The 12,765-nt window shown below is 72.9% G+C and carries 12 protein-coding genes and 1 other RNA gene; 1 reads left to right on the top strand and 12 read right to left on the bottom strand.

The window, feature by feature from the left end; translation table 11 throughout:
* The first annotated feature begins 18 nt into the window (after positions 1-18).
* Positions 19-264 (top strand): hypothetical protein, encoded by a 246-nt coding sequence (locus BLS82_RS12715; protein ID WP_143028855.1) that lies wholly within the window; start codon positions 19-21, stop codon positions 262-264.
* 464 nt (positions 265-728) lie between these two features.
* Here the strand turns inward: BLS82_RS12715 and BLS82_RS15810 are convergent, their stop codons facing one another.
* The 12 genes from BLS82_RS15810 to BLS82_RS12650 form a co-directional block, all read right to left on the bottom strand.
* The gene (locus tag BLS82_RS15810; protein ID WP_176819089.1) at positions 729-875 is read right to left on the bottom strand and encodes a hypothetical protein; all 147 of its coding nucleotides are present in this window, start codon (positions 873-875) and stop codon (positions 729-731) included.
* Positions 876-1,593: 718 nt separating this feature from the next.
* Positions 1,594-4,359 carry an RHS repeat domain-containing protein gene (locus BLS82_RS15415; protein WP_143028854.1) on the bottom strand — a complete coding sequence of 922 codons (2,766 nt, stop codon included), beginning with the start codon at positions 4,357-4,359 and terminating at the stop codon, positions 1,594-1,596.
* A gap of 252 nt (positions 4,360-4,611) precedes the next feature.
* Positions 4,612-4,981: a transfer-messenger RNA gene (ssrA, locus tag BLS82_RS12695) on the bottom strand.
* 264 nt (positions 4,982-5,245) lie between these two features.
* Entirely contained in the window at positions 5,246-6,169 is a 924-nt protein-coding gene (locus BLS82_RS12690; protein ID WP_092866436.1) for an NADP-dependent oxidoreductase, read from the bottom strand.
* 60 nt (positions 6,170-6,229) lie between these two features.
* Entirely contained in the window at positions 6,230-6,706 is a 477-nt protein-coding gene (smpB, locus tag BLS82_RS12685) for an SsrA-binding protein SmpB (RefSeq protein WP_092866433.1), read from the bottom strand.
* 137 nt (positions 6,707-6,843) lie between these two features.
* A complete protein-coding gene (locus tag BLS82_RS12680) occupies positions 6,844-8,232 on the bottom strand; it encodes a M23 family metallopeptidase (protein WP_092866430.1) in 1,389 nt (462 codons plus the stop codon).
* Between the two features lie 2 nt (positions 8,233-8,234).
* Positions 8,235-9,149: a permease-like cell division protein FtsX gene (gene ftsX, locus BLS82_RS12675; RefSeq protein WP_092866427.1), complete on the bottom strand. Its 915-nt coding sequence runs from the start codon at positions 9,147-9,149 to the stop codon at positions 8,235-8,237.
* Positions 9,150-9,204: 55 nt separating this feature from the next.
* The gene (gene ftsE, locus BLS82_RS12670) at positions 9,205-9,894 is read right to left on the bottom strand and encodes a cell division ATP-binding protein FtsE (protein WP_092866424.1); all 690 of its coding nucleotides are present in this window, start codon (positions 9,892-9,894) and stop codon (positions 9,205-9,207) included.
* 221 nt (positions 9,895-10,115) lie between these two features.
* The gene (gene prfB, locus BLS82_RS12665) at positions 10,116-11,252 is read right to left on the bottom strand and encodes a peptide chain release factor 2 (RefSeq protein ID WP_092866422.1); all 1,137 of its coding nucleotides are present in this window, start codon (positions 11,250-11,252) and stop codon (positions 10,116-10,118) included.
* Between the two features lie 120 nt (positions 11,253-11,372).
* Positions 11,373-12,080, bottom strand: coding sequence for an AIM24 family protein (locus tag BLS82_RS12660; protein ID WP_092866419.1), 708 nt, complete (start codon positions 12,078-12,080; stop codon positions 11,373-11,375).
* Positions 12,081-12,167: 87 nt separating this feature from the next.
* Entirely contained in the window at positions 12,168-12,380 is a 213-nt protein-coding gene (locus BLS82_RS12655; protein ID WP_092866416.1) for a hypothetical protein, read from the bottom strand.
* Between the two features lie 29 nt (positions 12,381-12,409).
* Positions 12,410-12,658: a WhiB family transcriptional regulator gene (locus BLS82_RS12650; protein WP_092866413.1), complete on the bottom strand. Its 249-nt coding sequence runs from the start codon at positions 12,656-12,658 to the stop codon at positions 12,410-12,412.
* Between the last annotated feature and the right edge of the window lie 107 nt (positions 12,659-12,765).

The raw sequence follows: 12,765 nt of genomic DNA, 5'->3' as shown, positions 1-12,765 counted from the left end.
GCGCCTACCGTCTGCCGGGTGATACCTGGGCAGCGTCGCCCGGACCGCGCTCCCGGCGACCTCTACCTCGACCCCACCGTGCCCGCCGACCAGCGGGTGACGGTCTCCTGCGGCGAGTGGCTCGCGCAGGCGACCCACGTCTGGACCGGGCAGGGCTGGACCCGCCTCGGGCCAGGCCCCGTGCGCTCCGTGCCGAGCGCGGCCGCGCCGCCGAGCATCTACGTGGTGGCGCCGTGCGCGGACCAGGTGGCTGGCGAGCACTGAGCGGCTGCCGTTGTCGTCGCGCTCCTGCCGGCGGTGAGGGCGCTGCTGGTCCCCGCGGGCGGGGGCGGTGCGGGTGGTGCTCCCGACGGGGCGGGGCTCCTCGGGATCAACCACCTGCAGCCGCCCGCAGAGCCACGCCCACGATGCACGTCAACCCCAGATCGATCTCGATGAGTGCTGTGCGTCCACGCCGACGAGCTTCGTCGGAGTCATTCGGCAGGCGACCACTTCGGTGCCGTCGAAGGACCATGGAGCCCCACACCGCGAGGAGGCCGCCGACGACGTCGAGAGCTGTCCACGGGACCAGGGTCGTCATGCCAGCTCCGCACGCGAGGAGGCCAGCTGCTCGGTCGTGTCGTGGGTGTCCTTGGTGACGTCGGTGCCGTTGCCCGGAGCGGCGGCGGCCGCGCGTCGTCCACCACGGAACCCTCCGTCTGCTGCCGTGTCACAGGGCGGTGGACCGCCTAGACCGCCAGTCCGAGCACCGCCAGGATCGCAGCCGCCACCATGAAGGACAGCCACCTGCCTGCTCGGTTCTCCTCGCGGTTCCTCATCAGGTGCAGCGCCACCGCGAAGAAGACGAGCACCAGGACGGTGAGCGCGAGTTCCACCAGCTCTCCGGGCCTCGATCAACCAAGTGGGTCGCGATGGCGATCGCTGCAGTGAGCGGCCGACGTCCGAGCGGACGATCACCACCGCCACTGGCGCAGTCCGACGACGTGCCCCCTGCGCCGAAGGACCAGCTTTCCGAACACGGGGAGGAGGGCAGCACCCAGGACCATCGGGACCCACGAGAGTCCCGTCTCGTCAATGAGGAGGAACCCTGCAGCGGAGACCGCTGTCCACACGACGACCAGCACGAGACCGATCCGCCGACGCTCTCGGGCCTGCGTGCTGCCGTCGTCCATCACATCTCTCAGCACAGCGTCAGTCGCCTCTTGCGACCTGATGATGAGGGTCATGGACGCTGGAGCACGACCGCCGACACGTCCATCCTCTGGGGAGTCGCTCGGTCGGCCCAACCAGGAAGGGTGCCTGGGGAGCCGCGTGAAGACGCCAGTCGATCCAGGAGCGGCCGGCGTTGTCGAACGCCGAGGACATGGGTGAGTGACCTACGACTCTCAGTGATCGTCAGAAACGCTTCATGATCGCTGATTCTTTCGCAGCAACATGAGCGCAGCCAGTGCCAGAAGGCAGAGAGCAGCACTCATCGCTGTCCAGCGCAGTGGGGGTTCGCTAGTGATGCTCAACAGGCCGAAGCATGTTGCACCTCCGAGTGGGACAACGGAAGTGAGCGCTCTGCGTGCCCGGCTATTGCGCATCGTTGTCCTATCGGCGTCGTCGTGGAGCAGGGCAGGAGTCATGAACCGATGCTATCCCGAACGCATATCCACCCTCTGCGACCGCAGCGCTCGCAGCGATCGCCCCTGCTCCCGCAGGTGGAAACAGGATCAGGAGTCCGATGGAAGCCGTAGCGAAAGCCGTACCACCGATACTGAGTCCGCAACTCCGACTCAACCTTCCCGTGGGATCAAGAAGATTGACGGGGTTGCAACCGGCGTAGGCGTAGCGGTTGGCGTTGGCCGGGTCCAGGGGTGCGTCGATGGTGTCGTGCTGGGTCCACCGACCTTCAGTCGGGCTGTAGTAGCGGGCGCCGTTCTTGACCCAGCCGGTGGTGCGGTCCTGGAGTCCGCCGGTGAACAGGAACGGGTTCTGGTGGATGGCCTGGCCGCCGGAGGTGTAGGTGTTGTCGGCCATGCCGTAGGGGTCGAAGGAGTAGGTGAAGGCGGTGTTGTTGCCGTCACCGATGAGGGCGACGGGAGAGCCTTGGGCGTCGTAGACGTACATCGCCTGCCCACCGGCGCTGGTGGTGAGCCCGATGGGGGTGCCGTCCTCGTCGTTGTACAGGTACGCCGAGCTGGTGAGCCGGGAGAGGGTGGCGGCCTCGATGATCGGCAGCCCCAGGGCGTTGGTGCGTCCGTAGCTGTAACCGTAGGTCCCCTCGGGGGTCTGGTGGCGGATCAGCTCGCTCTGGCCCAGGCCGGCGTAGTCGTAGGCGGTCCCGCCGGTGGTCACGGAGGTCATCTGTCCGGCGCTGTTGTACGCCATGGACCCGACCGACGGGTCGGCGGTGAGGTTGCCGGCGGCGTCGTAGCTGAAACCGGCGGTTGTGACCTGGTTGGCGGGGTTGTGGGTGCGGGTCTGGGTGGTGGTGCTGCCGCTGGTGGTCCTGGCGCTGGTGCGGTTGCCGCGAGCGTCGTAGGTGTAGGCGTACGTGACAGCGGGGATGCCGGCGCCGCTGCTGTCGGTGCCGGCGCTGACCGCCGCGCCGCTCAGGCGTCGGGCCTTGTCGTAGGTGTAGGTGGCGACCTGGCCGGTGAGGTTGTTCTTCATCCACTGGGTGAACGCCCGGTCGCTGCTGGTCGTGCTCGAGCAGGTCGGGGCGGTGGAACCGGCGGCGTAGCAGTAGGCCAGGTCGGTGACCCGGGTCGCCAGAGCAGGATCGGTGGTGGCGGGCTTGCGGTCCGCGGTCACCCGGGTGACGCGCCCGGAGGTGTCGTAGTCGGTGTGAGAGCGCACCGCCCAGTTCGTCGCGCTCGGCCCGTTGCCGCCCATGTAGGTGTCGGTGCGCCGGCCCTGGTCGTCGACGACGAAGTAGAACTTCCGCTGGCCGAGCATCGAGGTCAGGGCGTTCCCGGCGTCGTAGCCGTAGGTGGTGGTGCCGGCGCCGCCGACGGAGGTGGCCAGGTTGGAGGACTTGTCGTAGGTGTAGCTGGTCTTGACCGCGTCGATGCTGTTGACCACCGAGGTCAGTCGGCCCATCTGGTCGTAGCCGTAGGTGGCGCTGCCCGCGGGGTCGGTGCGCGTGGCGAGGCGACCGGCGGCGTCGTAGGTGTACTCGGTGACGTTGGTGCCGTTGCCCGGAGCGGCGGCGGTCGCCACCGTGCCGTCGGTGTTGTAGGTCAGCGAGGCCTGCGCGCCCGTCGCGTCCGTGGCGGTCAGCTGGTTGCCGGCGCCGTTGTAGGTGAACAGGGACTGGTTGCCCGCGTCATCGGTGGCCGAGGTCGCCAGGTACTTGGTCGACGCGGCGGTGTTGGCGTACCCGAAGCTGCTGGTGGCTCCACCGGGGGTCTTCACCGAGGTCAGCGACTCGCCGTTGTTGGCGCCGTAGGTGCTGGTGACCGTCGACCCGGTCGCCCCGGTGCCCTGGGCGGAGGTCAGGGCGTCGAAGTTGGCGTTGTACGTCGTCGCCCGGCTGCGCCCGGCCGCGTCGACCACCGAGGCGACCCGCTTGGAGCCGTCGGAGGTCAGGGTGTACGTGACCGCGGCACCGGTGGGGCCCTGGTCGGGCTCGTGGACCAGCGTGGAGTCGGCGTTGTACGTCAGCGACGTCACCGCGTTGCCCGAGGACCCGACCGTGGTGTTGACCTGGGTGATGCTCCTCACCCGGTGGCTGGTGTCGTAGGTGAACTTCGTGTCCACCCCACCGGGGGCGAGGATCCCCGTCAGCTCGTGGTTGGTGTAGCTGAAGGTCGTCACTCGACCCAGCGCGTCGATGACCGAGGTCAGGTCCCCGCTCGTGTAGGCGTACGACACCGACCGGCTGGAGGTTCCCGAGGTCTGGGTGAGCTTGGTGATCTGCCCGGCCGTGGAGGTCACCGTCGCGGTGCGCGCACCCGTGGCGCCCCGCGAGGACGTGATCGAGGTCGGCAACCCGTTCGAGGTGGCCACCGTGGTGGCGTTGCCGTTGCGGTCGGCGATCTTGGACAGCACTCCGGCGGTGGTGAAGGTCATCACCTGGTTCGAAGCGTGCTCGCTCACGGTGTAGCCCGAGGTGGTCTTGACCAGGTCGGCCTTGATGCCTCCGGGGGAGGTGAACGCCGTCGTGGACCCCGACACGGGGGTGAAGGTACCGGTCAGACCACCGGGTCCCTGGTAGATCACCGCGCCGCTGGCCTGGGGGAACAGCGCCACACCCCAGCCGACCACCTGGGTCCACCCGTACCCGGCAGCGCTGGTGGCGGCGTCCTGGGGCGCGCCGGTGCCGATCGAGAGGGAGTCGTACGCCATGCCCAGACCCACGTCACCGTTCACCCCGGGCCTCCAGGCTCGAGGACAGCCCCGCCCCAGCGGGCGGGTGCCGCGCAGCATGCTCTCCTTGGTGATCGCTTGACTACGGATCGTGTCCGACATGCCCCAGTACGGCACCGGATCACCCGCGCGGCGCAACGCCCGGGCGTGTCCTCGTGGTCGACCCGGCCCGGCAGGCCGCATGCGGGGCGCGAGTCCGCGCCCCGGGACGGCGAAGGGCCCCAGCGCCGTCCGCGCTGGGGCCCTTGACCGCGGGTGTGGAGGTGGCGGGAATCGAACCCGCGTCCGTCGTCGTACCCCCAGGGCTTCTCCGAGTGCAGCCTGCTACGGGATTTCTCAGCCCCAGCGGTCGCGCAGGCGCGCCGCTGCCGGGCTCAGTCACCTGGAAGTCCCGCCAACCCCGATGACGAGGGCTGACAGCAGTGGCTCCCTAGTCGACGCCGGCGACCGGGCCGGGAGCACTCCCGGGCCGACGGACCTCAAGCCTCGCTCAGGCGGCGAGGGTGAGGTCGCTGCGCGTGTTATCGGCAGCTATTGGTCTGCAAGGAACTTTGTACGAGATGACCCTGCGTTCTCGACTCGCTTCCCCTGGTTCGACGATGCAACGTCGAGACCTGGCACCCCCTGTGGAGTTGTGCGCCCCGGGACGTCGTGCTCTCCGCGCGGCGTGCCCAGGTTACCGGTGCAACGCCCAGCCCGCACGCGCCATTCCGCCGTCCGGGCCGCGCGCCTGCCGCGGCAGCGGGCGGGTGCGGGTGGCGGTGGGCGGCGCCGTGCTCGTCCCCGGTGGGCACCGGGCGGCCCTGTGCTCATCAGAGGGGCACCGGGCCGCCCCGTGCTCATCGGAGGAGGGGCAGGACCGCCAGGAGCGAGCCGCCCAGACCGCCGCTCAGACCGTGAGGACGAGCTTGCCGCGCACGTGGTTCTCCTGCAGGAGGCGGTGCGCGTCGGCGGCCTGCTCCAGCGGGAAGGTCTGCTGCACGTGCACGCGCAGGGCGCCCTCGTCGACCATCGCCACGAGCTGGGCCAGCTGCAGCGGGTCCGGCCGCACGAAGCAGTAGACGCCGCCGGCCTCGGCGATCGCCGTCGGGTCCACGTTGGACGCCGAGCGGGCCGGGTCGCGCACGAGCTGCGCCGACTGCGCGATCGCCTCGCCGCCGACGTAGTCCACGGCCGCGTCCACGCCCTCCGGCGCGAGCGCGCGGACGGCGTCCACGAGGCCCTCGCCGTAGGCGACGGGCTCGGCGCCCAGGGAGCGCAGGAAGTCGTGGTTGCGCTCGCTCGCCGTGCCGATCACGCGCGCGCCGCGCGCGACGGCGATCTGGACGGCGAGGTGGCCCACTCCCCCGGCGGCGGCGTGCACGAGCACGGTGTCGCCGGAGCCGACGCGCACCGCCTCCAGGGACTGCAGGGCGGTCAGGCCCGCCAGCGGCAGGCCACCGGCCTGCACGACGTCCACGCGCGGCGGCTTCAGCGCCAGGTGGCGGTCGCCGGCGGAGACCAGCTCGGCGTAGGCGCCCTCGGAGACGACGTCCTTGCGCACGTAGCCGAGGACCTCGTCCCCGACGGCCAGGTCGCGCACGGCCGGGCCCACGGCCTCCACCACGCCCGCGACGTCCCAGCCCGGGACGACGGGGAGGAGGTGCGGGAAGGCGCCCTGCAGGTACCCCTCGCGGATCTTCCAGTCGACCGGGTTCACCCCGGCCGCCTGCACGCGCACGAGGACGGTGTCGGGGCCCACCAGCGGGTCGGGGCGCTCCCCCACCTGCAGGACGTCGGGACCGCCGAAGGACTCCTGGTAGACAGCTCGCATGTCCGGTGCCAGCGCGGCGCCGGGCCGCGGTGTTCCCGCCGCGCCGCGCCGCCTCGGGCGCTACTCGCCGCGGCGGGTGCGCAGCGACATGGCGCGCTGGGCCTCGCGGGCGTCCTGCTTCTCGCGCAGCGCCTGGCGCTTGTCGTACGTGCGCTTGCCCCGCGCGACCGCGATCTCGACCTTCGCCCTGCCGTCCTTGAAGTACAGCGACAGCGGCACGAGGGTGTAGCCGGCCTCGGCGGAGGCGTTGGCCATCTTGGCGATCTCGGCGGCGTGCAGCAGCAGCTTGCGCTTGCGCCGCGGCTCGTGGTTGGTCCAGGTGCCCTCGGCGTACTCGGGGATGTGCACGCCCTCCAGCCACGCCTCGCCGCCCTCGACGCTGGCGAAGCCGTCGACGAGGGAGGCGCGGCCCTGGCGCAGCGACTTCACCTCGGTGCCCAGCAGCACCAGGCCGGCCTCGTAGACGTCCTCGACGGCGTAGTCGTGCCGGGCCTTGCGGTTGGTCGCGACGACCTTCCGCCCGTTCTCCCTGGGCACAGCGCCTCCTCGTCGTCCACCGGCCCTGCGCCGCGGCCCTCCGAGTCTACGGACGCCGTCCAGCGCACTCCGCGGGCGAAGTGCGGTCCCGGCGGGGACTCGGAGCGCACTCCGCCCGCGGAGTGCGGTGCGCGGCGTCAGAGCCAGTCGAGGGCGTCGACCGGGCTGCCGGAGACGCGCACCTCGAAGTGCAGGTGGCAGCCGGTGCCGACGCCGGTGTCGCCCGAGTAGGCCACCAGCTGCCCGCGCTGGACCCGCGCGCCGGTCGGGACGGCGAAGCCGCGCAGGTGCGCGTACGCCGTCGCGACCGGCCGGCCCGCCACGACGCCGTGGTCGATGACGAGGATGTTGCCGTAGCCGGAGGCGCCGCCCGCCCGCACCACCTCGCCGTCGGCGGCCGCGTACACCGGGGTGCCGCAGCCGACGCCGTAGTCGGTGCCCGCGTGCAGCTTGCGCGTGCCGTACACGGGGTGGGTGCGCCAGCCGAAGCCGGAGGTCACCCGCGTGCTGGTCACGGGCCGCTGCAGGACGCCGCCGCTGGGCGTCACGGCCGGAGGCGCGCCGCCCGAGCTGGCGCGGGCCGCCGCCGCGGCCGCCTCCCGCGCCTGCAGCTCGCGGGCGATCTCGTCGCTGGTGGTCTGCTCGGCGGCGATCCGCGCCTCGAAGGCGGCCTTGTCCTGCTCCAGGGTCGCCAGGGCCTGCGCCTTGGCGGCGGCCAGCGCGTCGACCTCGGCCTTGCGCTCGGCGGCGGCCCGCTCGGCCCGCTGGGTGAGGACGAGGTTGTCCGCGGCCTGCTGGCGCAGCACCGCGACCTGCGCGCGCACGGCCTCCAGGCGGGAGCGCTGGTGGCTGTCCACGGCGCGCTGCTCCTGCAGCCGCGACAGCGCACCGGCCTGGGCCCGCAGCGCGGCGTCGAGCATGACGGTGCGCTCGGTGAAGTCGTCGGGGCTCTCGGCGTCCAGGGCCACGGCCAGGCCGGCGTCCACCCCGCCGGAGCGGTACGCGGCGGAGGCGATGCGGGCCAGAGAGCGCTCGGTCTGCGCGATCTCCGCCACGCCCTCCTCCAGCGCCGCGACGGCGACCTGCTCGGCCTGCTCGGCCGCGGCCAGCTGGCGGGCGAGCTCGGCGTCGCGCTCGCGGGCGGCCACCACCTGCGCCTGCGCGGCGTCCAGCTCCGCCTGCGCCTGCGGCTGGCGCGCCTGGACGTCGGCGAGCTCGGCGGACGCCCGCACGGCGGCCTCGCTGACCTCGTCCAGCTGCTCGCGCGCCTCGCGCAGGCTCTGGGCCAGCGCCTGCTGCTTGCGGCGCAGCTCCCGGCTGCTCTGCGCGTCCGCGGCCCCCGCGGGCACGGCCAGGGAGGCGGCCAGCAGGACGGCGACGCCCGCGCTCCCCCGCCAGGCCGCCCCGGTGCGGCGGCCCGCCGGCGCCGCGTGCCGAGGGCCCGGCGCCCGCGAGCCGCGCCCGGCGCGGGAGCCGGCCGGGCGGACGCGGGCCGGGCCCTCCAGGCGGTGGCGCGGCGAGCCCACGCTCACACCCTGAGGTAGCGCGAGAGCGTCACCACGGACGCCGCGCCGGAGAGCAGCACGCCCACCGCGAACAGCAGCGGCGCCACGAGCCAGACCTGCGCGGTGCCGATGTAGCTGAACAGCGGCAGCACCTCCACCAGCCAGCCCTGCACGCCGAAGCGCACGCCGGCCCACAGCGCGGCCGTCGCCAGGGCGGCGCCGACGACGGCGGCGAGCACGCCCTCGAGGAGGAACGGCAGCTGGATCAGCGCCTTGCTCGCGCCGACCAGGCGCATGATCCCGGTCTCGCGGCGGCGGCTGTAGGCCGCCAGCCGGATCGTCGTGGCGATGAGCAGCGCCGCCGCGGCGATCATCACGACGGCGAAGCCGCCGGAGACCGCGGTGAGCACGTTGAGCACCGCGAAGAAGCGATCGAGCACGCGCCGCTGGTCCTGGACCTCCTCCACGCCCTGCACGCCGGCGAAGTACTGGCTGACGACGTCGTACTGGGTGGGGTCGACGAGCTTGACGCGGTAGGACTCCGGCATCTGGTCGGCCGTCGCTGAGTCGGCGATGGCCGTGCCGGCGAACTGCTCCTGGAAGCGCCCGAAGGCCTCCTCCTTGGACTCGAACCAGTGCTCCTCGACGTAGGGCGCGAGCGTCGGGGAGTCCAGCGCCGCGACCACCTCCTCGCGCTGCGCCTGGGTGACCTCCCCGGCCGTGCAGGTGGGCGCCTCGCTGTCGGCCACGCACAGGTAGATCGACACCTGCACGCGGTCGTACCAGTAGCCCTTCATCTGGGCGATCTGCATCTGCAGCAGGGCGCCGGCGCCGACGAAGACGAGGGAGACGAAGGTGACCAGCACCACCGAGACGGTCATCGCGGTGTTGCGGCGCAGGCCGACGAGGATCTCGCCGAGGATGTACTGCAGGCGCACGGGGGCTCCTCCTCCGCCTGGGGGAACGGGTCGTCGGGGTGGGGGCTCGGTCGCGTCAGCGCAGCGCGCCGTACACGCCGCGCGCCTGGTCGCGGACGACGCGGCCGCCGTCCAGCTCGACGACCCGCTTGCGCATCTGGTCGACGGTCTCGGTGTCGTGGGTGGCCATGACGATCGTCGTGCCGGTGCGGTTGATGCGGTCCAGCAGCCGCATGATCCCCACGCTGGTGCCGGGGTCGAGGTTGCCCGTGGGCTCGTCGGCCAGCAGGATCGAGGGCCGGTTGACGAAGGCGCGGGCGATCGCGACGCGCTGCTGCTCGCCACCGGACAGCTCGTGCGGGCGACGGCCCTCCTTGCCGGCTAGGCCGACGAGCTCGAGCGTCTCGGGCACCACCTGGGCGATGTGGTGGCGGCTGCGGCCGATCACCTGCAGCGCGAACGCGACGTTGGCGAAGACGGTCTTGTCGGGCAGGAGCCGGAAGTCCTGGAAGACCGCGCCGATCTGGCGGCGCAGCGCCGGCACCTTCCACGACGACAGGCGGGCGACGTCCTTGCCCGCCACGCGCACCACGCCGCTGCTGGGCACGTCCTCCTTGAGCACCAGGCGCAGGAAGGTCGACTTCCCCGAGCCGGACGCGCCGACGAGGAAGACGAACTCGCCCCGCTCGACGTCGAGGCTGATGCGCTCCAGCGCGGGCCTGGACGTGCGGTCGTACGTCTTGCTGACGTCCTCGAAGCGGATCATGTGCTCTCAGCAGCCCGGCCAGTCCTCGGGGTCCGGAACGGCGTCCAGGCCGCCGGTGCGCGTCGCCGCCGGCGGGCCCGCTGAACCGTCGCGCGGGGCGCCCGCGCAGCTCTCCTGGCCGCTGCTGACAGTACGCATCCGATCGCCAGGAGTGAGGTGATTCCGCCCGGCGTGTCGGCGGGCGCGCGCCGTCCCGCCGTCGCCGCCGGGGGCGCCCGCGCTCAGGCGCTGACGCGCTCGCGCTGGCGGCGCCAGCGGATGCCGGCCTCGAGGAAGTCGTCGATCTCGCCGTCGAAGACGGGCACCGGGTTGCCGACCTCGTGCTCGGTGCGCAGGTCCTTGACCATCTGGTACGGGTTCAGCACGTAGGAGCGCATCTGGTTGCCCCAGCTGCCGGAGTCCGCGCCCTTGAGCGCGTCGAGCTCGGCCTGCCGCTCCTCCTTGGCCCTCACGAGCAGGCGGGCCTGCAGCACCCGCAGCGCCGCGGCCTTGTTCTGCAGCTGGGACTTCTCGTTCTGGCAGGAGACGACGATGCCGGTGGGCAGGTGCGTGATCCGCACCGCGGAGTCGGTGGTGTTCACCGACTGCCCGCCCGGCCCCGAGGAGCGGAAGACGTCGACCCGGATGTCGGACTCCGGGATGTCGATGTGATCGGTCTCCTCGGTCACCGGCAGCACCTCCACCCCCGCGAAGGAGGTCTGGCGCCGCCCCTGGTTGTCGAACGGGGAGATCCGCACCAGCCGGTGCGTGCCCTGCTCGACGGAGAGGGTGCCGTAGGCGTAGGGGGCGTGCACCGCCACGGTGGCCGACTTGATGCCGGCCTCCTCGGCGTAGGAGGTGTCCATCACCTCGGTCTTGTAGCCGTGCCGCTCGGCCCAGCGCAGGTACATGCGCAGCAGCATCTCCGCGAAGTCGGCGGCGTCGACGCCGCCGGCCTCCGCGCGCACGGTCACCAGGGCCTCGCGCTCGTCGTACTCGCCGGAGAGCAGGGTACGCACCTCCAGCTCGCCCAGGGCGGCGCGCAGGCCGGCGAGCTCGCGCTCGGCCTCGGCGCGCGTCTCGGCGGCCGTGGCGGCGTCGCCCTCGGTGTCGGCCTCGTCGGCCATCTCGACGAGGGTCTCCAGGTCGTCGACGCGCGCGCCCATGCGCTCGAGGCGCTCCAGCTGGGCCTGCGTGTGCGAGAGCCGGCTCGTGACCTGCTGGGCCTTCTCGACGTCGTTCCACAGGTCAGGAGCGGCGGCCTGCTCGGACAGCTCCGCGACCGTCGCCCGCAGGGCGTCGACGTCGCTGACCTGCCGGATCGCCTCGTAGGTGCTGCGCAGGGAGGAGATCTCGGCGGGGAGGTCGACGGCTGCCACGACGCCCCAGGGTACGGCAGGGCACCGAGGACCCGGGGGCGGCGCCTGCAGCGGGTCCTCGCCGCCGAGGCGCTCGGCCCGCGGCAGGACGGCGTCCCGCGTGCGGCGCCCGGGGAGGGGTCAGGTGAGCAGGTTGCCCAGCAGGCCGCCCTGGTTGCCGCCCCCGCCGAGGACCACGGGCTGCCCCTCGCTGGGCTGGACGACGACGAACCCGGGCCCGGAGAAGGCGTACTGGACCGCCTCGCCGGTGCCGCCGCGCAGCATCGAGCGCATGTTGACGCTGGAGACCACCTGCGGCTGCAGGTTCGAGGACCACGCGACGGCGGCCTGGACGTCGACGTAGGTCGGCTGCGCCGAGCAGTCGAGCAGCACCGGCGGCCCGTCGCTGGTGACGGCCACGACGCCGTGACCGGTCAGCTCCAGGTTGAACAGGCCGCCGGAGGCCATGCCCGCGCCCTGCAGGCGGCGGATGTCCCAGGAGACCGAGGCGTCGAAGGCGAGCAGGTTCTTGCCGTCGACGCTGAGCCCGTCGCCCTCGAGCTGGACGAGGAAGACGTGCTCCGCGGTGCGGGCGAAGAAGACCTCCCCGCGCCCGCTGGCCCGCATCAGCGGGGTGTCCTCGGAGGTGACCACCTTCTTCAGCAGGCGGCCCAGGCTGCCCGCGCTCTCGTGGTCGAAGCGCACCTGGCCCTGGTAGGCGACCATGCTGCCCTTGGCGGCGAGGACGTCGTCCCCGAGGCCGACCCGGAGCATCTGGGGGTTCTGCAGGGCCCACCGGTCACCGGTGCTGACCTCCGCGTGGCTGACGTCGAAGAGCTGGCTGCGCACCGCGCCACCCTGCCACGCGCTGGTGCCCCGGGACCAGGGTCCGCGGGGCCCCAGCACGCACGGTGATCATGGTGCGTCGCACGGTGATCACCGTGCTCGCGCGGGCTGCGGCACGTGCTCGCGCAGGCGGGCCGCGCGGGCCGCCAGGACGGCCGAGCGCTCGGCCAGCACGGCCGAGCGCAGCGCCAGGCGGTCGGCCCGGCGCCGGGCGCGGGCGACGGCGACCAGCCGGTGCCGCTCGGCCTGCTGGCGCAGCTCGCTGGCGCGGGCGAGCGCCAGGGCGTTCAGGACGTGGTCCATCTCGGTCCTCCGGTCGGCGTCCGCCGCGCTCAGGCGACGGCGGCGGGCAGCGGGTGCTTGCGGGGGCGGCCGCGGGGCCGCTTGCGCGGCACGACGACGCCCGCGAGGACGAGCTCGCCGCCCCAGACGCCCCAGGGCTCGCCGCGCTCGAGGGCCCCCTGGAGGCAGCCCGCGCGCAGCGGGCAGCCCGCGCACAGGGCCTTGGCCGTCTCGACGTCCTGCGGGAGCTCGGCGAACCACAGCTCGGGGTCGTGCACCCGGCAGGGCAGGGGGGACATCGAGGACTCCTTCGTGGCAGCTGCCCGGTGCGGTGCGGGAGCCCGGCCATGAAGGAGGCCGCGGATCCCGGGAGCGGGGTCCGCGGCCTGAGCGCCGACGAGGTCGC

Origin of the sequence: Quadrisphaera sp. DSM 44207, assembly GCF_900101335.1 — a bacterium.
GTDB lineage: Bacteria > Actinomycetota > Actinomycetes > Actinomycetales > Quadrisphaeraceae > DSM-44207.
Note: the sequence above shows the minus strand (reverse complement) of the source record. Positions and strands in the feature narration are given on the sequence as shown.